Below are 17,848 nucleotides of genomic sequence, written 5' to 3' on the forward strand. Positions count from 1 at the left end.
CCCATGGGCTGCCATGAGCTTGTTTCAGATCACTCGCCTGCTGGTGGCTGGCCTTCCTGGCCTTTGCCTTCTGGGCCGCCACGGCGACCACCGGGGCCTCCCGGACCACCGCGACCGCCGAACGGGATTTCCTCGCCAGCGTCACGGGCGGCCTTGATTTCCTCAGGTCCGAGCTTGCCGTCCTTGTCGGCGTCGTATTTTTCGAGGAGTGCCTTGCGCTTGGCTTGGAACTCGGCGCGAACGGCCTTGTTCTCCTCTTCGGAAAGCTTGCCGTCTCCGTCCTTGTCGAACTTCTTGATGAGTTCGGCCTGGCGCTTTTCCTGTTCGGCCTTGCGGTCGGCTTGGAAGGCCTTGCGCTCTTCGTCGGAGAGCTTGCCGTCGCCGTCCTTGTCATACTTCTTCACGACTTCGGCAGGGAGTTCGCGTTGCTCGCGCTTCGGCTTCTCGTCCTGGGCGGTGGCGAATGCTGCGGTACCGAGGATGGCACCGAGGGTAAGGAATGTGGTGGTTTTCATCAATTGGTTCGGTTGGAATCTGGAGACCGTTTCGAGGTCCCGCATGCCCTTCAAACCACGGTTCTGGAAAAAGGTTGCGCACCGGTGTGTGGAATGAGTTGCCACACCCGCCGGACCCGTCTTGGATTCCTTCAGTAAATGGCAGCCCACCCGACGCCTCCCGCACAATCCAAGGCCATCGTCTTCCTCCGGCGAAGTGCCAGCACGCTCTTCCTGTGGGGGCTTGTCACCGCGATCTTCGTCAGCGGGAAATCCTGGGGAATGCTCGGATTGATGGCGGTTCTGACGATGATCGCCACCATCGAATATTTCAAAATGATGCGCGCGGCGGCGGTGAAATGCTTCCCTTGCTTCGGCATCGCGCTGGCGGCCATCTATTGCGGTGTGCTTTCCTGGCATTTCGTGAAAGGCGGGACCTCTCTCCCGACCGACATGGACGCGCTTTATGTTTTCCTGGCCGTGGCGGTGCCCTTCACCCTGCAGCTCCGCCACCCGATCCGTGGATTGGAATCCCTGCAGGCGGTGGCGGTGAACCTGTTGGGCTTTGTTTACATCGCGCTTCTGTTCAACTTCGCCACCCGCGTCACGTTCATGGCACCGGGCGCGAATTCAGTGCCGGGCCTTGTCGGCCATTCCGGTGCCTTCCTGCTGCTCTGGCTGCTCGCCGTGACGAAATTCACCGACATGGGCGCCTACATCGTCGGTTCCATGATCGGCCGCCACAAGATGATCCCGCACGTGAGTCCGGGAAAAACCTGGGAGGGTTTCGGTGGCGCCCTGCTTTTCTCCCAACTCGCCGCCTGCGGATTGTATGCCCTGTTTCCGGATCACCTCGGCTTTTTCAAGAACTGGGGCCATGTGGTTTTCCTCGGCTTCCTGCTGTCGATTCTGGCGGTCATCGGTGATCTTGCGGAAAGCGTGCTCAAGCGTGCGATCAATGCGAAGGATTCCGGCAGCATGCTGCCCGGCATCGGTGGATCGCTCGACCTCATCGACAGCATCTGCTTCACCGCACCCGCCCTGTATTTCTATCTGAAATGGGTCCTGCTCCCCGCCGCATGAGTGATCTGCCAGTGAAACGCCGCGTCGTGCTGCTGGGGTCCACGGGCTCCATCGGCTGTTCCTCGCTCAAGGTTGCGGAAGAGCTTCCGGAGCAGATCGAGATCATCGCGCTCGCCGCGTGCGGAAATGTGGGAAAACTCGCCGCCCAGGTCCGTGAAACCGGTGTCCGGCATGTGGCGATCTACGACGAAACCAAGGAGGCCGAACTGCGCGCCCTGGTTCCGGAGGATGTGAATATTTATCCGGGTCCTGACGGTTTGTTGGAACTCGCCACGCTGGCGGATGCGGATGTGGTGCTGGTCGCCATCGTCGGCACCGCGGGGCTTTATCCCGCCCTAGCCGCCATCGAGGCCGGGAAGGATCTTGCGATCGCTTCAAAGGAGATTCTTGTCATGGCCGGGGAAATCGTCACCGCCGCCGCCGAAAAACGGGGAGTGAAACTCCTGCCCGTGGACAGCGAGCACAACGCGATTTTCCAGTGTCTCGACGGCCATCGCGGCGGTGAAAACGAGGTTTCCCGGCTTATTCTGACCGCTTCGGGCGGTCCCTTCCGGACCCTGCCATCCGATCAGATCGCGGACGTCACGCTCGCCCAAGCGCTCAGGCATCCCACCTGGGAGATGGGACCGAAGATCACCATCGACTCCGCGACCCTTTTCAACAAGGGGCTGGAAATGATCGAGGCGCGCTGGTTGTTCGGAATCGGGATGGACCGCATCGATGTGGTGGTGCATCCGCAGAGCATCGTCCATTCGATGGTCGAGTTCATCGATGGCTCGATCCTGGCGCAGCTCAGCCGCACGGACATGTGTTTCCCCATCCAATACGCGCTTACCTGGCCGAGGCGGGTGAAGGGAGGGCTGAAGCCGCTGGATTTCCCCACGCTCGCCAGGTTGGAATTCGAAGCCCCGCGCACCGCGGATTTTCCCGCGCTCGACCTCGCCCGGAGGGCGGGCGGCACGGGAGGCACTCTGCCCGCGGTGTTCAACGCGGCGAACGAGGTCGCGGTGGACGCCTTCCGGGCGGAGAAAATTCCCTTTCCGGGCATTTGGAAATGTGTCGCCGCCGCGATGGACGCCCACGTGGTGAAACCGTCCGACACCCTCGACTCCGTGGTGACCGCGGATCTGTGGGCCCGCGAGACCGCCGCCGCGTTTGTCGCGGGACTCGCTTGATTTCCCCCGCCTGTCTACCATTCTTCCTCCATGAACCGATTGAGCCGCATCACAGTCCTGTCACTCCTGCTGGCCGCTCCGCAGGTTTTCGCCGCACCGGCGGATGCCCAGCGCATCCAGAAGACCTATCAGCTCAAGCTCGACAACTGGTCGTTGGAAATGCGCGTCGCCACCACGCCCGAGCAACGCCAGAAGGCATGGAACAGCCGTCCCGATGCCACACCCGCAGCGCGCGAGATGTGGACCGCCATCGGCTCGTCGCTGGATCAGGATTGGACGCTTGCTCCGGCGGCGTGGTTCCTCCGCACCACACCGGGCTTGCTCGCCACCGACGCGACGGGAGTGCCAAAACCGATTTTCGGCAAGGAAATCGAAGCCATCCGCAAGGCGATCGAGACCTACCATCTCAAGAGCCCGAAGATCGCCCCGGTGTGCGGAGCCCTCGCCTTCAGCAACGATCCCCGGTCGTTGGCCGTGTTGGAGAAAATCGAATCAGGCCACCCGGATCCCAAGATCCAGGGGCTCGCCGCGCTCGGTGCCGCCATGCAGCTCAAGACCTTGGGAGATGACGGAGAGATCATGCGCAAGCGTCTGACGCTTCTCCGCAAGGCGATCATCCAAAGTTCGGATGTCGACCTTGACGGCACGACGGTCGCCAAGCGCGCGGAGGACGAGCTTTACATCATCCGCTTCCTGACCAAAGGCCGGGTGGCGCCGAATCTTGTCGGAACGGACTCCGCGGGCCGGGCGCTTTCTTTGGAAGCCCACAAGGGTAAAATCGTCGTGCTCCTTTTCTGGAACAGCAACGTGCCGGATGCCAAGCGCGTGGTGGAGATCACCACCGCCATGGAAGTGAAGTTCAGGGGGGATCCGGTGGTTTTCATCGGAGTGAACAACGACCCCTTGGAGAAACTCCGCACCCTTCAAGCGGACGGCACCGTTCCATGGACCAATTTTTCCGATCCTGAAAACAAGCTTGCGGTCGAATACCGGGTCGGTGTCTGGCCTCTGGCTTATGTGCTGGATGGGGAACGCAAGGTCCACTACGCGGGCGCCCCGGGATCATTTGTCGAACTGACCGCGGCGGCGCTTCTCGAAGAGATGAAAACGGGTGCCAAACCGGCGAAGCCCGGCCGCTGAGCGCGGGATGTTTTTATCGGGGGTGGAAACGCCCTCTGCTTCCCGGAAGAAGCCGGAAAGGTCTCATCCGGGTCATCAGGAATCGGAGCAATCCTCCCTCGGTCCGAAACATTGGAGCGGTGGCGGATGAATTACTATTAACCTAGTATATAGGCTTTGCGGGACACGGGGTTCACAGCTCCTGCTCGATCGCCTTCAGCGTCAGGAAAAGCTCCTGCCAGCGCTTGAGTTTCGGTTCGATGGTGAGCTTTTCGCGGGCGAGGTGGGTATGGACGGCGGTGAGCGAACTGGCGTAATCCTGGAAGACGATGCGGAGCGCTTCCTCGTAATCCGAACGCAGGGTGCTGGCAAAGCCGCCGCAGGTGTCGAGCAGCCGTTGTTGGAATTCCGCCGTGATGCTCTTCCGCGTGACCCATGCGGTGAGAACGCCACCGATGAGGAAAAGTCCGGCGAGGGTGCAGAGAATGCCCGGTATCCATGGCAGACCCAGAGCGCCGCAACTCGCTCCGATGGTGGTCAGCAGGAGTGTCATGAAGGTGAACGACTTCAGCGCGATGTTCCTGCGGCGGATGTCCTTGTCGAGCTGGTTGCGGACTTTCAGATTCCCGATTCCCTGGCGTGCGGCGCGGCCGAGCCGGAGGATGAAGCGGTTTTTCGCGGTGCCGAGTGTTTCATCGATGGGCAGCGAGCTCCGCAGGTCGATGCCCATGGCCTCGCGCACGCGCGCACCGAGTTCCTGCCAGTGGTGGTGGCAGAATTCGACAACTTCCACGCCGTCTTTCTCGGCCACCGCCTCGACAGCGGTCTGCAGCCTCTCAATGAAGAGTGTTTCCATCTTCTGTCCGGTCCGATCCCCGATGAAGAGCCGGACGAAGGAAGGTGCGGCGGCCAGCCGGCGGTGGAGCACTTTCGAGACCCAGACGGCCTCGGTTTCGAAGACTTCCGCCACGCCGTTGAGGTGGGTGGGAAGGCGGACCACGAACCGTTCGCGGATGTCGTCGATTTCCCGCTCCGTGGTATCGAGGAACCTGCCTTGGGTCTTGAGGCTGTGGCTCAGATTGTCAATGTGATCCTCCACCGCGTGGAGCGCGGAGGCCGCTTGGCCACGCCAGGAATGAAGCACGCTCTTGCGCGCGGGAGATTCGCAGATCTTTCGGGAAATGTGGTTTTCCAGCTCGGGGAAACCGCTTTTCTGGAATTGGGCGCGGGCGAAGGGGGTGGCGCGCTTCGCCTCGCAGGCGTTTTTTGCCGAAACCGCGAAGATTGGCGGAGTGCGGCCGATGCGTTTCATCGCCAGATCCGTCATGTGGCCGCGGATCACATCGAGATCGACCGATTCGCGTTGGTCGGCCTGCTGGATGATGAGGACCACACGCTCCAGATCTTCAGCGGAGAGTTCGGAAATGAAATTCCAGGTGGCGGCCCCCCAGGGATTCGAGACGGGGAACACAAAGAGGATGAGATCCGCGGAAGGTAGGAATCTGGCGGTGATCTGCTGGTGTCCCTCCACGGCGGAGTTCGTGCCGGGAGTGTCGATGACATGGAAATCCCGGAGAACGTCGGACGGCCTGAACCGTTCCTCCAGAAGCGGTGTGGCGGGCGCGTCACGGGCCGTGGCACCATACTTGTACCAGAGGACGCGGTCCGTTTCCGGCAGGACGTTCACCCGGCAGAGATCCTGTCCGAAGAGTCCGTTGAGAAGGCAGGATTTTCCCGCGTTCACCTCGCCACAGACGACAAAAAGAAAGGGGGCTCCGAGACCGCTCTCGATTTCCGCGAGGGGGAGCTTGTCACCGAGATCGGTTCCGGTATCCGCCGCGAGGTCGACGATGCCGCGCATGACCCCGGCAAGCCGCTCCCGCGTCGCGAAGTAGCGCTCGCCGAACATGGTGTAACTCACGGCCTGGAATGTGAGAAATCAGGAATTGGCAGGCGCTTCGCTTGCTTGGGCGGTAGGAGCGGTGGTTTTCATCGCCAGCAGTTGGGAAACGGTGACGAACTTGAACCCACGGCGGAGCAGTCCGTCCAGCGTGGCGGGCATGGCGTCCACCGTCTGGGCGTGGAGGTCGTGCGCGAGGATGATGCCGCCGGCCGAGGCTCCGCCGAGGATGCGGGAAGAGATGACTCCGGCACCGGGGCGCTTCCAGTCGAGAGGATCGACCGACCAAAGGATGGTGGGGTAGTCGAATTCGGCATGGACCCACTCGCGCTGCCGCTGCAGCAGGCCGCCGTAGGGCGGGCGCATGGTGCGTGGCTGGACTCCCGCGGCGCGGCCCACGGCGTCGCGGCAGCGGGTCAGTTCGGAGCGGACTTCAGCGTCGCTGAGCTTGCTCAGCAGCCGGTGGGTATGGGTGTGGTTGCCGATCTCATGTCCCTCGGCCACCGTGCGGCGGACAACCTGGGGATACTGGTCCACGCTGCGGCCGATGACGTAGAAGGTGGCCTTGATGTTCCGCGCGCGCAGCATGTCGAGCAGGCGCGGGGTGTTCTGCGGATGCGGGCCGTCGTCGAAGGTCATGGCGACGTAGTTGCCCGAGACGAGGACACGGGAGAATGAGATGCCGGAGCTGCTTGAGAAATTGGAACTCTGGGCGATGTCGGGATTGCGCGGCACCGGGCCTTTCACCGGTGGGGTGCGGTAGGCCGAGTTGGACTGGGTTTTGACGGGAGCAGCTCCGGATGGGGTGGGGGGGACCTTCGGACGGAGCGGTTCGGCGGGCGTGCAGCTCGCGAGGGTGGCGGTGGCGGCGAGGAATCCACGGCGCGTGAGGCTGGAAAGCATGGTCGGTTCCTCGGAATCGGCCATCATCGTGTTTTGCAGGAACCTGTGGCCGAGGGTATGAAGGGGATTTTCCATAAGAGCGGTGGAGCGAGGAGAAGTTTCGGAAAAGTTAGGGATCTGCGGTGTCGATGTCACGCTTCGTTTTCGTGACGCGGCGACGCTACCACCGGATCGCTCACTTCGCCCGGAAAAAATCCAGCGTTCTGTCCAGCCCTTCCTCCAGCGTGTGACGGGGAACCCAGCCGGCCTCCCGCAGCTTGTCCGCGCCGGCCCTTGAATGGCGCACGTCTCCCGCCCGTTCGGGAGCGTGGAGCACCACCGATGTCGATCCTGCCGCGGAGATCAGCCGCTCCGCCAGATCATTGATGGTGATCTGGCCACCGTAGCCCGCGTTGAAAACACCGGTCACTCCGGGAGTTTCGACAGCGAAGGCGAGAGCTCCCGCGATGTCCTTCACGTAAATGAAGTCCCTCGTCTGCCCGCCGTCACCGAAGACGGTGATGTCTTCGCCGGCCACGGCCTTTTCGATGAAGATCGGGATGGCGGCGGCGTAGGCCCCCTTGGGATTCTGACGCGGACCGAATACGTTGAAGAAGCGGATTGCGGCCGTTTCCAGCCGGCCTTCGCGCTGGAACATGCCCAGATAATACTCTCCATCCAGCTTTGTGACCGCATAGGGGCTTTTTGGTTCCGGGGTCATGGATTCCACCTTCGGCACCACAGGGTTGTCGCCATACACCGCGGCCGACGAGGCGAAGACGAGCTTTTTCACCCCGGCGGCGGACGCTTCTTCCAAAACGTTCAGCAGTCCATGGACATTGATGTCGACGCACTCTCCCGGTTTCGACATCGACTCGGGAACGCTCACCAAGGCGGCAAGGTGGAAGATATAGTCCACGCCCTTCACTGCCTCCCTCACGGTATCGCGGTCGGTGATCGAGCCCTGGATGAACGTGTGGCGCAGTCCATCCAAATTGTGGCGGTAGCCGGTGCGGAGATTGTCGAGCACGCGTATTTCCTCCGCCGTGTCCTGGTATAGCTCCACGATGTGGGAGCCGATGAATCCGGATCCTCCGGTGACTAGGATTTTCATGTCGGTTCTTGTCATGCCATCTGGCAGGAATGGGAGGCGACCATCGCTTCCATCCCGGACAGGTTTCTTTCGATCGCCGCGACAAAGGTGAACTGGTTGCGGCAGCGATCAAGATTGTGTGTCGGATGTTTCGTTTTGAAATAGATATCTCCCTGGAGGTGGTCTGTCAGGAAGCGGATCCCGCACTCGAGAGTGAGGAGTTTTCCCGAGAACGCCAGATGGTCGAGTTCCGCAGGCGTCAGGAATGAACGCGTGCTGTCGAGATATCCCCGGACCAGGGCTTCGAAGCGGTCGAGCCGCACTTCGAGATTGCCGGTGTCCGTGGAATCCTCCCGATGGCTGGTGGCCGCCGTCCTGACCATGTCACCGAAATCATAGAGGGCGGAACCGGGCATCGTCGTGTCCAGGTCGATCACACAGACGCCTTCCGCCGTCACATCATCAAGCAGCACATTGTTCAGCTTGGTGTCGTTATGGGTCACCCGTTCGGGAATCTCCCCCGTCGCGATGAGGCCGGTGATCCTCGCGCAATCCGAAGCCCGCGCGAGGGCGAAGTCGATTTCAGCCTTCACGCCCGCCGCCCGGTTGAAGGCGTCGGCTTCCACCGCCTTGCGCAGCGCGTCCAGCCGTTTGGGGGTGTCATGGAAGTCGGGTATGGTTTCATGAAGGCGTCCGCCGCCGAGACCCGCCGCGAGTTTCTGGAAGTTTCCAAACGCGCGGGCCGCCTGGAACGCCTGTTCGTTGGTCTTGATTTCATCATGGCCCGTCGCCCCTTCGATGAATGGATAGACTCTCCAGTAATCATCGTTCGCATCGACCGCATAGGGCTTCCCTGTCAGCGCGGGGATGCAGGTCAGCGTGCGGCGGTGGGCTTCCGGATGATCTTCCTCCCGAAGCCTCTCAAGGGAGTGGCGGGTGACCCTGCCGATGTTTTCCATCAGCGCCGCCGGATTCTTGAAAACACGTTTGTTGATCCGCTGGAAGATGTAGCGGAGGTTCTTTCTCCCCGCCTGATCGACGGTCACGCAGTAGGTGTCGTTGATATGTCCGGACCCGTAGGAGATTCCCGCGAGGTAGTCCGCCCGGACGTCGAATTGTCCGAAGATCTCGCGAAGGTTTGGGATTTCGTTTGGTGCTGCCATGGTTTTGACGGGTTCGGTCGGCGGTTTTGGTATTTGTTATCTCGTGCTAATTTTGATGTCAAATAAAATCAGGCCGGGGTTCGCCGGTCTTGCGCGGGTGGGCGTGCGGTCGTGTCCATCAGCGGGATGTTTCGAGTCCGGGAAGGACGATGTCGCTTGGCTCCCTGCGTGTGGCGGGGCGGGTGAAGGGGGTGCCGAATTTGGTGCTGCCGGAAACGAACCCGCCTTGGGAGAGGAAAAACAGATCCTTCTCCACGCCCATGAAGCGGTCCAGACGGTCGCTTTTTCCCGTGCCGTCGTGGCTGAAGGTGGCCTTGATGAGTTCGGTCCACCTGCCGTTCTCCATGCGCACCCATTGCGGGCCGAAGAGGGCCTTGCGTTGGAGCTGGCCGTTGTTGCCATTGAAGTTTTCGCTGAACGAATAGAGGCCGCCGAGCCATTTCCCGTCCTTGGGAGCGATGAAGCTGGCGATGAGCATCCACTTCCTTTTATCCGGATGATACCAGAAGCCGCTGTAGGTGGTGTGGGTGCCCTCGGGTTTCACCGCCACGACAAAGCGCTGTGCCTGGCCGGTTTTCCAGGGATAAACGAGATGCGAGTGCCCGCCGGTGCCCTCGTTGCCGAAGACGGACGCTTCCACGCCCTCTCCTTTCGCCAGCAGCCGGGTGTGGTCCTCCTCCGCCACGGTGCTGCGGTCCTTCGAATCCTGGCCCGAGCCCGAGTCCCAAACGGAGAAGATGATGCGCCGCTCGGTGGGGGAGTTCACCTGCATGCCGAAATACCCCCGGCTGAATCCGCACACCATGTAATACGTCGCCACCGGATCCTCGATGGCGGTGGCCTCGTTGTAGAACATCGCGATTTTCGCATCCTCCGGAGTGGGATAAGCCAGATGCACGGAAGCGCTGTTGCGCCTCGGCAGCAGGTTGAAATGGGCGCCGGCGGTCGCTTCGCCCTCCAGATGGAGCGACTGGATCTGTCCTGCGTCGCCATCATCATTGGATGATGACAACTCGAATTTCACATATCCCGGCTTCCCGATCTTGTATTCTCCGAACGAGGCCGTGTCTCCGGTCGCATGCGCCTGGTGCTTTTCACCGTCGATGGAAAGCTGGAGTTTCGAGCTTCCGCCAGGTGGCAGCTTCAACTTTACGGAGGCGGTCAGCCTGCCGGCCTTTTTCAATTCTCCGAACCATGAGACACGGAGCTTTTCATCATGCCAGCCTGTGATTCCCCGGTCTTCCGAAACCTGCGCTCCGTTCGCGTCGGGTTCCAGATATGCCGTGAATGCGGGAACAATCACCTCGGCGGTGGCGGGTTGTACCGCAATGAAGAATGGCAGACATAGGATGGGTATTGATGATTTCATGTGCTTGGACAAGTGGTGTTGATTGTATTTTCCGACGGGGAACGGCGTTACGTCCTGGATTATGGAAAATTTCAAATGACAGGAAATCTGTCCCGTTGTGAGATCTCCGGACCCGCCGGACGGAGTCCTGTTAGATGGCCGTGATTGCCGGTGCCGGTGGTCTTTTGGGACGCCTGACGGATGAAATCCATGCTACGGCATGCTGAGGAATGCAATCTCAGGGCTTGCATTGCGGTCAGCTGTCCCGTTGTTATCGCCCCAACGCTATATGGTCACTCAGGCACAAATCGCCAAAAAACTGGGCGTCTCACGCCAGCTCGTCACCTTTGCCCTGGCCGGGTATCCCAATGTCGCCCAGGAGTCCCGCGAGCGGATTCTCGCCGCGGCGCTGGAAATGGGGTATCGGCCGAATCCCCACGCCCGCGCGTTGCGGATGAAGCGGGCGGGGATCATCGCCCTGTGGATTCCGGACCAGATTTCGACCCATTACACCCATGTCGCCCGTGAACTCGGCCGTCTGGTGAAGCACGCCGGGCAGGAACTGATCATTTCGGAAGTGGGCGAAAGGGACATGAAGCAGGTCTGGTCGAACGTTCCCGTGGACGGAATCATCGCCGTGGATGCGACCAAGCCGGTCCTGGCCGAACTGGAGGGGCTGGCGAAAAAATCGATCCCCGTGGTCTGTGTGGGCACCTCGTTCTCGGAAAACACCGACCATGTGCGGGTCGATTTCTCACCGGGCACGAAGGAGGCGATGGATCATCTGATCGGTTCGGGCTACCGCCGCATCGCCCATGCGACCTTCGTGAGGAAGAATCTGCCGGACGCGGCCCGCCGGGCCGGTTACGTCAAGGCCATGCGTGAGGCGGGACTGAAAGCCGAGTTCATTTACTACCCGCTCAGCGAGAAGCAGCGTCCGATCACCCGCGAGCTGATCAAGGAATATGTGAACGAGCATGGCATCCCGGAGGCGATTTTCTGTCACTCGGACGACGTCGCTTTGGGAATCTACCGTGGGCTGCGCGAGGTTGGCATTTCGGTGCCTGGCCAGGTGGCGCTCATCGGTTGCGACGGGATCGAGGATACCTTGTACCTTGAACGCCAGCTCACGACTTTGGTTCAGCCGGTGGAGGAAATGTGCGTCGCCGCATGGAAATTTCTCCATCAGCGTCTGGCGGATGATTCCCTTCCGCACCAACGGCTGTTCCTGGAGCCAAGGCTCGCCATCCGCGAGTCATCCATCCGGGACTGATTCGGAAAAAAGCAATGTGAGGAGCGTTTCTCCGTATTTTCGTTAGCACGAGATAATTTGCCTTGACGCCCTTGGGGCGGCATTTGAGGATGTTCCCGAAAGTCAAACAAATGGCAAAAAATCCTGAGATGGGCGAGAACTCCGGCAGCGTGGCATACAATCGATTCCTACTGCTGGTTGCGGGTATGGGAGGGCTGCTTTACGGAATCGATATTGGAATCATTGATCCGGCCCTGGGCTATCTCGGAAAAACGATATCGATGACCGAGGAGAACAAGTCCGTCATCGTGGCGGCGGTTCTGGGTGGCTCCATGTTCGCATCCGTGATCGCCGGATTTTTCGCCGACCTGCTGGGGCGCAAGCTGATGATGTTGATCAGCGCGGTCATGTTCGTCGCCAGCGTCGCCATCATCTTCACCTCGCAAACCTATGTTCCGCTGTTGTTGGGAAGGATTCTCCAGGGCATGAGCGGAGGGGTGATCGCCGTCGTGGTTCCGCTATATCTTGCTGAAAGCCTCCGTGCGAACAATCGGGGAAAAGGGACCTCGATCTTCCAGTTCATGCTCACGTTCGGCATCGTGCTCGCCGCGTTCATCGGAGATTACTATACGAAAACCGCCGAGAGTGCCATCGAACTGGCGAAAGGCAACGAGGAGGCGATCGTCGCCGCTTCCGATCATGCGTGGCGTGGGATGTTTCTCGCGGTGATTTATCCGGGAATCCTGTTTCTGATCGGAGCCTTTTTCATTACCGAGTCTCCCCGCTGGCTTTATCGGAAAGGACGCAAGGACCAGGCCCGCACCGCGATGTTGCGTTCCCGCACGCCCGCCGAGGCTGAGGCGGAACTTGCGGAGCTGGAGACCTCGCTCGCCCACGAGCATTCCAAACCGAAGATCACGCTGGTCGAGTCTTTTGGTGAGATCTTCACCCAGCGCAAATATGTGGTCCCGTTCATCATCGCCTGCGTGATCCTGGGATGCAACCAGGCGACCGGAATCAATTCCATCCTGGGTTTCATGACCACGATTCTCCAGCAGGCCGGCCTTGCGGCGGAAGCCGCGTCGCAAAGCGGCCTGTGGATCAAGATCCTCAACTGTGTGATGACCGTCGTCGCCGTGATGTTGGTGGACAAGAAGGGGCGGAAGTTCCTCCTCAAGCTTGGCACCGGTGGCATCATCGCCTCGCTGCTGGCGGGGTCGGCCGTGTTTTATTCGTTCGAGTCGAAGCGTGTCGATGTCGCGGAGAAAGTCAGGACGATGATCGTGGGGGATTCTCTACAGGTGGATCTCGCTACCGCGGATCTTGGTAAAATCGTCGAACCTGGACAACCGATGCAGCTGTCCATCTTGTATGCCTATGGTAAAAAGCAGGCGATGGCAGTCGGAATCAGCAACGATCCGAAGACCAGCACCATCAGCATCTCGCTGCCCGCGGGAGATAAGGAAAACGCGGGAAGACCTTTGGAGATCGTCCGGGCGAAAGCGGGCCCTGTGCCGACCGCGAGGACGGGAATGTTGGTCGCTGCCTGTCTGGCGGTGTTCATCGCGTTTTTCTCCATCGGACCCGGCGTATGCGTTTGGCTGGCGTTGTCCGAACTGATGCCCACCCGCATCCGCTCGGTGGGCATGGGGGCCGCCTTGCTCATCAACCAGGGCGTGTCCACGGGCATCGCCGCCTTTTTCCTGCCCATCGTTGGCAACCACGGTTACTCGGCCATGTTCGGTTTCTGGGCGGCCTGCACGGTGGTCTATTTCATCACCGCCGCTTTCTTCCTTCCTGAGACGAAAGGACGGACTCTTGAAGAGATCGAAGATCACTTCGCAGGGAAAAAATCCATTTAATATAGATCCAGCATGTCATTCTCCCCAATCAAACCCGCCATCCGGGCTCCACTGGACCACGGATTCCTGCCACCGGTCCTGTTCAACCGCGCTTACGTGGAAGCCGCCCGTGCCTCGGGCAATGCGGTTCCTCTGGTCATCGGCCTGGAACGCGAGTGCGGACTGGTCTCGCGCTTTGAAACCCTTGTGATGCCGTCCGCGGATGCGGAGACCTTGCGATACGTCGAACGCATCGTGAAGTTCCTGATCTGGGCGCGCGGTGGTTGGAAGCTTCATTTCGGCGGACCCAAGGCGATCGGGGATGTCATCGCCAGGACATACTCATCGCGCGGCGCGCGGAAGTTCGACTGCCAGATGATGGAGCTCGCGTATGGAGAGAAATTCCAGGTGGTGCTGACAACGGCCTCCAAGGTGCCTGCTGCGAAGGAAATGCAGGTTGCCGCCGGAGGGCACCTGAAAGGATGCCGCATCGGCTTCGACCTCGGCGCGAGTGATTACAAGGTTTCCGCCGTGATCGACGGGGAGGCGGTCTTCACTTCCGAAACCCCTTGGGACCCGAAGATCCAGTCGAATCCGGAGTACCACTATCACCACATCTCCTCGGCCTTGCACCGTGCGGCGGCCTGCATGCCGCGGGTGGATGCGATCGGCGGCAGCTCGGCGGGCGTCATCGTGGACAACGAGATCCGGGTGGCGTCCCTGCTGCGGGCCATTCCGAAAAAACACTTCGCGCAGGCGGCGGCGGTTTTCAAACGCATCCAGAAGGAATGGAACGTGCCTCTCGTCGTGATGAACGATGGGGATGTCACCGCCCTGGCCGGAGCGCTCTCCCTGAAGCAACCCGGCATGCTGGGAATCGCGATGGGATCAAGCGAAGCCGCCGGGTTCATGGACAAGCGCGGGCGCATCCTCGGTTGGTTGAACGAGCTCGCGTTCGCGCCCGCCGACTACAATCCGGACGCGGTGGCCGATGAATGGTCCGGAGACCGCGGGGTCGGCGCGCTTTATTTCTCACAACAGGCGGTCAACAAGCTTCTGCCCGCTGCGAAGATCAGGCTCCCCGATGCGATGGGGCTGCCGGAGCGGTTGGTGGAGGTGCAGAAGCTGATGGCGAAAGGTGACGAACGGGCGGCGAAAATCTACGAAACCATCGGTGTCTATCTTGGCTATACGATTCCCCACTATGCGGATTTTTACGACTACGCGAACATGCTCATCCTCGGCAGGGTGACAACAGGCCAGGGAGGGGACATCGTGTTGGCGAAAGCCCACGAGGTGCTGAAACAGGAGTTTCCGGAAGTCGCGGAAGGCGTCACCATGCACGTGCCGGACGAGGCGACGCGCCGTGTCGGCCAGGCTGTGGCAGCTGCCAGCCTTCCAAAATTCAAAAAATGATCTTCATGAAATTTCACCAACCCAACGCGGAACTCTTCATACCAGACGGCAGCCCGGAAGCGGAGGCCTTGCGACGCACCACCCATCTCGGGATCGGCGCCCACCAGGACGATCTCGAGTTCATGGCATTCCACGGCATCCTCCGGTGCTTCGCCCGTGACGACCAATGGTTCGGCGGTGTCACGTGCACCAACGGGGCGGGCAGTTCGCGGACAGGTCCCTACGCCGGATTTTCCGACCAGGAAATGATGTCGATCCGCCGGCAGGAGCAGAACACCGCCGCCGTCATCGGCGGTTACAGCGCGATGATCCAGCTCGACCATCCCAGCAGCGTGGTGAAGAGCGCGACGGAGCAGGGGTTGAAGAACGACCTGAAGGAAATCCTCGCCGCCACCCGGCCGGATGTGGTCTACACCCACAATCTGGCGGACAAGCATGATACCCACATCGGAGTGGCGGTGGCCGCCCTGCTGGCCATGCGGGAACTGCCCCGCGAACAAAGGCCGAAGCAGGTCATCGGGTGCGAGGTATGGCGCGGTCTCGACTGGCTGTCCGATGAGGACAAGCTGCTGATGGATGTGAGCAACCGCGACAACCTCGCCGCCTCCCTGAACGGGGTGTTCGATTCCCAGATCGCCGGAGGGAAGCGCTACGATCTCGCCACGCTGGGACGGCGCGCCGCGAATGCGACGTTCTTCAACTCCCACGCGACCGATGCCTCCACCCAGCTCATCTTCGGCATGGATCTCACCCCGCTGGTGGAGGACGACACCCTGGATGTGGCGGATCATGTCTGCGCGCATGTCGAAAAGTTCCGGAACGACGTGAGGGACAAACTCAACCAGAGGCTCGGAAAAATCTGATGGAAATCATCATCCAACCCACCAGGGAAACCGCTACGGAGATCGCCGCCCGGATCATCGCCCGCCTGCTCTCGGAAAAACCGGATGCGGTTCTCGGCCTCGCCACCGGCAGCACGCCGCTGCTTCTTTACCAGAAGCTCGTCGGAATGCGGCTCGATTGGAGCCGGGTCCGCACCTTCAATCTTGATGAATACATCGGCCTGCCGAAGGAGCATTCCCAGTCCTACCACAGCTTCATGTGGGAGAATCTTTTCAAACACATCAACATATCTCCGGACAACGTCCATATTCCGGATGGAAACGCGGAGGACATCCCCGGTTCCTGCAAGGCGTATGAGAAACGGATACTTGAGGAAGGCGGCATCGACCTGCAGGTGCTCGGCATCGGAAGCGACGGACACATCGGGTTCAACGAACCCACCTCGTCCCTCGCCTCGCGGACCCGGATCAAGACCCTGACCCGGCAGACCTGCAAGGACAACGCCCGCTTCTTCGGTAGCGAGGCGGAGGTGCCCAAGCATGTCATCACGATGGGGATCGGAACGATCATGGAAGCGCGGCACAACCTGCTTCTCGCATTCGGAGAACAAAAGGCGGGGGCGGTGGCAGGCGCGGTGGAGGGACCCGTGGCCTCCGTGAACCCGGCATCTGTCCTGCAGATGCATCCGACCGTCACCGTCTGTCTTGATGAGGGAGCCGCCTCCGGACTGCAACGGGCCGAATACTACCGGTGGGTGTATGAGAACAAGCCCGCCTGGCAGATTTTCTGATCAGACCACCAGCCATTACCAATCAACTGTCAAACCCGAACCATGAATCCATCCACAGCACCCATCAGTCCGCGCCGTAATTTTCTCAAGGCCCTCGGCGGAATCACCGCGGGGATCGCCGCGCTTCCAACTTTTTCAGCCGCGCAGGCCGGCGGAGAGGGCGCGTCCGCGCGTCCTTCCCAATCGAAATACATGGGAGATTTCGCGGCGCCGAAGCTTGAGACGGTGAAGGTCGCCATCATTGGTGTCGGTGCGAGGGGCTCCGGCCATGCGGCGCAGCTGGCGTCTCTCAAGGGTGTTGAGTTCGTTGGCATCTGCGACCTGGTCGAGTCCCGGGCGAAAAAATCGGAAGCGGCCGTCACCAAGGCGGGGCACAAGCCGAAGGTCTACTTCGGCGACAAGGAGGCATGGAAGAGGATGCTCGCGGAGACGAAGCCCGACGCGGTTTTCATCGTGACACCATGGGACGATCACGCCCCGATGTGCGTCGCCGCGATAAAGGCGGGAGCCCACGCCTTTTCGGAAGTTCCCATCGCCTGCACGATCCAGGAGATGTGGGACATCGTCGATACCTCGGAAGCCACGGGCAAGCACTGCATGATGATGGAGAACGTCAACTATGGACGCGAGGAACTGCTCTATCTCAACATGGTCCGCCAGGGCGCCATCGGTGAGCTGCTCCATGGTGAGGCGGCGTATATCCATGAACTCCGCAGCCAGATGGAAAATGGCGATTCCACAGGTTCGTGGCGGACATTCCAGTATGCGAAGCGGAATGGGAACCTCTATCCGACCCACGGTCTCGGTCCTGTGGCGCAATACATGAATCTCGGCCGGACGGAGGACAACTTCAGCCGGATCGTCTCGTTTTCCTCACCTGCCAAAGGCCGGGCGTTGTATGCGAAGAAATCCACCAAACTCACGAATCCCGAATTCAAGGATCTGGATTTCAAGGGTGGCGACATGAGCACCTCCATCATCAAGACGGCGCTCGGCCGCACCATCATGGTGCAATGGGATGAAACCTCCCCGCGACCTTATTCGCGGCACAACCTGATCCAGGGAACCAAGGGGACGCTGGCCGGTTTCCCGAACCGGATCGCGATCGAAGGAGTCACCAAGAGCTATCACGAGTGGGCGGAGGAGGAGGCGTGGGAGGAAATCGCCGCCAAATACGAGCATCCCCTCTACAAACGCATGGGCGAGCTTTCGAAAGAGATGGGAGGACATGGCGGAATGGATTACCTGATGTTGTTCCGGATCATCGAGTGTCTCCGGAAGGGAGAGCCGCTTGATCAGAATGTATATGAAGGTTGTTTCTGGTCCGCGGTGGGTCCTCTGAGTGAGAAGTCTGTCGCACAGGACGGCTCGTCACAGGTGTTTCCTGATTTCACCCGTGGCGGCTGGAAGACAACCAAACCGCTCGGCGTGATCTCCTGACCCGTGGAC

The 17,848-nt window shown here is 60.6% G+C and carries 15 protein-coding genes; 9 read left to right on the forward strand and 6 right to left on the reverse strand.

What is annotated here, in order from left to right; translation table 11 throughout:
- Nucleotides 1-29 precede the first annotated feature (29 nt).
- A complete protein-coding gene (locus JIN84_RS16615) occupies nt 30-515 on the reverse strand; it encodes an EF-hand domain-containing protein (protein ID WP_200352192.1) in 486 nt (161 codons plus the stop codon).
- Between the two features lie 138 nt (nt 516-653).
- Here JIN84_RS16615 and JIN84_RS16620 point away from each other — a divergent pair, with 138 nt between their 5' ends.
- Genes JIN84_RS16620 through JIN84_RS16630 form a run of 3 tightly spaced genes read left to right on the forward strand, consistent with a single transcriptional unit; the run spans nt 654 to nt 3,892 of the window.
- Nucleotides 654-1,577 carry a phosphatidate cytidylyltransferase gene (locus JIN84_RS16620; protein ID WP_200352193.1) on the forward strand — a complete coding sequence of 308 codons (924 nt, stop codon included), beginning with the start codon at nt 654-656 and terminating at the stop codon, nt 1,575-1,577.
- On the forward strand, nt 1,574-2,752 hold the full coding sequence (gene dxr, locus JIN84_RS16625; protein WP_200352194.1) for a 1-deoxy-D-xylulose-5-phosphate reductoisomerase: 1,179 nt from the start codon (nt 1,574-1,576) through the stop codon (nt 2,750-2,752). Before JIN84_RS16620 ends, dxr begins: the two co-directional genes overlap by 4 nt.
- Nucleotides 2,753-2,782: 30 nt before the next feature.
- Nucleotides 2,783-3,892, forward strand: a complete 1,110-nt coding sequence (locus JIN84_RS16630) for a peroxiredoxin family protein (protein WP_200352195.1) — start codon at nt 2,783-2,785, stop codon at nt 3,890-3,892.
- 172 nt (nt 3,893-4,064) lie between these two features.
- Here the strand turns inward: JIN84_RS16630 and JIN84_RS16635 are convergent, their stop codons facing one another.
- The 5 genes from JIN84_RS16635 to JIN84_RS16655 form a co-directional block, all read right to left on the reverse strand.
- Nucleotides 4,065-5,792, reverse strand: coding sequence for a dynamin family protein (locus tag JIN84_RS16635; RefSeq protein WP_200352196.1), 1,728 nt, complete (start codon nt 5,790-5,792; stop codon nt 4,065-4,067).
- An 18-nt stretch (nt 5,793-5,810) separates the two neighbouring features.
- The gene (locus tag JIN84_RS16640; RefSeq protein ID WP_234043549.1) at nt 5,811-6,749 is read right to left on the reverse strand and encodes a polysaccharide deacetylase family protein; all 939 of its coding nucleotides are present in this window, start codon (nt 6,747-6,749) and stop codon (nt 5,811-5,813) included.
- A gap of 100 nt (nt 6,750-6,849) precedes the next feature.
- Nucleotides 6,850-7,767 (reverse strand): NAD-dependent epimerase/dehydratase family protein, encoded by a 918-nt coding sequence (locus JIN84_RS16645; RefSeq protein ID WP_200352197.1) that lies wholly within the window; start codon nt 7,765-7,767, stop codon nt 6,850-6,852.
- Between the two features lie 11 nt (nt 7,768-7,778).
- Nucleotides 7,779-8,909 (reverse strand): phosphotransferase enzyme family protein, encoded by a 1,131-nt coding sequence (locus JIN84_RS16650; protein ID WP_234043550.1) that lies wholly within the window; start codon nt 8,907-8,909, stop codon nt 7,779-7,781.
- 118 nt (nt 8,910-9,027) lie between these two features.
- The gene (locus JIN84_RS16655; protein ID WP_200352198.1) at nt 9,028-10,278 is read right to left on the reverse strand and encodes a DUF3472 domain-containing protein; all 1,251 of its coding nucleotides are present in this window, start codon (nt 10,276-10,278) and stop codon (nt 9,028-9,030) included.
- A 268-nt stretch (nt 10,279-10,546) separates the two neighbouring features.
- On the opposite strand from JIN84_RS16655, the gene JIN84_RS16660 reads away from it, so the two are divergent.
- From JIN84_RS16660 to JIN84_RS16685, 6 genes are all read left to right on the forward strand, one after another.
- A complete protein-coding gene (locus JIN84_RS16660; RefSeq protein WP_200352199.1) occupies nt 10,547-11,530 on the forward strand; it encodes a LacI family DNA-binding transcriptional regulator in 984 nt (327 codons plus the stop codon).
- A 110-nt stretch (nt 11,531-11,640) separates the two neighbouring features.
- Nucleotides 11,641-13,371, forward strand: coding sequence for an MFS transporter (locus tag JIN84_RS16665; protein ID WP_200352200.1), 1,731 nt, complete (start codon nt 11,641-11,643; stop codon nt 13,369-13,371).
- A gap of 12 nt (nt 13,372-13,383) precedes the next feature.
- Entirely contained in the window at nt 13,384-14,766 is a 1,383-nt protein-coding gene (locus JIN84_RS16670; protein ID WP_200352201.1) for an ROK family protein, read from the forward strand.
- Between the two features lie 5 nt (nt 14,767-14,771).
- Nucleotides 14,772-15,629: a PIG-L deacetylase family protein gene (locus JIN84_RS16675; RefSeq protein WP_200352202.1), complete on the forward strand. Its 858-nt coding sequence runs from the start codon at nt 14,772-14,774 to the stop codon at nt 15,627-15,629.
- Nucleotides 15,629-16,399, forward strand: coding sequence for a glucosamine-6-phosphate deaminase (gene nagB / locus JIN84_RS16680; RefSeq protein WP_200352203.1), 771 nt, complete (start codon nt 15,629-15,631; stop codon nt 16,397-16,399). Before JIN84_RS16675 ends, nagB begins: the two co-directional genes overlap by 1 nt.
- 42 nt (nt 16,400-16,441) lie before the next feature.
- Nucleotides 16,442-17,839: a Gfo/Idh/MocA family protein gene (locus tag JIN84_RS16685; protein ID WP_200352204.1), complete on the forward strand. Its 1,398-nt coding sequence runs from the start codon at nt 16,442-16,444 to the stop codon at nt 17,837-17,839.
- The last annotated feature ends 9 nt before the right edge of the window (nt 17,840-17,848 follow it).

Source organism: Luteolibacter yonseiensis (assembly GCF_016595465.1).
Taxonomy (GTDB): domain Bacteria; phylum Verrucomicrobiota; class Verrucomicrobiia; order Verrucomicrobiales; family Akkermansiaceae; genus Luteolibacter; species Luteolibacter yonseiensis.

Bases quoted from the DNA above. Each gene is read 5' to 3' on its own strand.
- JIN84_RS16615 (WP_200352192.1), bottom strand. From the start codon at position 515: ATGAAAACCACCACATTCCTTACCCTCGGTGCCATCCTCGGTACCGCA.
- JIN84_RS16620 (WP_200352193.1), top strand. From the start codon at position 654: ATGGCAGCCCACCCGACGCCTCCCGCACAATCCAAGGCCATCGTCTTC.
- dxr (WP_200352194.1), top strand. From the start codon at position 1,574: ATGAGTGATCTGCCAGTGAAACGCCGCGTCGTGCTGCTGGGGTCCACG.
- JIN84_RS16630 (WP_200352195.1), top strand. From the start codon at position 2,783: ATGAACCGATTGAGCCGCATCACAGTCCTGTCACTCCTGCTGGCCGCT.
- JIN84_RS16640 (WP_234043549.1), bottom strand. From the start codon at position 6,749: ATGGAAAATCCCCTTCATACCCTCGGCCACAGGTTCCTGCAAAACACG.
- JIN84_RS16645 (WP_200352197.1), bottom strand. From the start codon at position 7,767: ATGAAAATCCTAGTCACCGGAGGATCCGGATTCATCGGCTCCCACATC.
- JIN84_RS16650 (WP_234043550.1), bottom strand. From the start codon at position 8,909: ATGGCAGCACCAAACGAAATCCCAAACCTTCGCGAGATCTTCGGACAA.
- JIN84_RS16655 (WP_200352198.1), bottom strand. From the start codon at position 10,278: ATGAAATCATCAATACCCATCCTATGTCTGCCATTCTTCATTGCGGTA.
- JIN84_RS16660 (WP_200352199.1), top strand. From the start codon at position 10,547: ATGGTCACTCAGGCACAAATCGCCAAAAAACTGGGCGTCTCACGCCAG.
- JIN84_RS16665 (WP_200352200.1), top strand. From the start codon at position 11,641: ATGGCAAAAAATCCTGAGATGGGCGAGAACTCCGGCAGCGTGGCATAC.
- JIN84_RS16670 (WP_200352201.1), top strand. From the start codon at position 13,384: ATGTCATTCTCCCCAATCAAACCCGCCATCCGGGCTCCACTGGACCAC.
- JIN84_RS16675 (WP_200352202.1), top strand. From the start codon at position 14,772: ATGAAATTTCACCAACCCAACGCGGAACTCTTCATACCAGACGGCAGC.
- nagB (WP_200352203.1), top strand. From the start codon at position 15,629: ATGGAAATCATCATCCAACCCACCAGGGAAACCGCTACGGAGATCGCC.
- JIN84_RS16685 (WP_200352204.1), top strand. From the start codon at position 16,442: ATGAATCCATCCACAGCACCCATCAGTCCGCGCCGTAATTTTCTCAAG.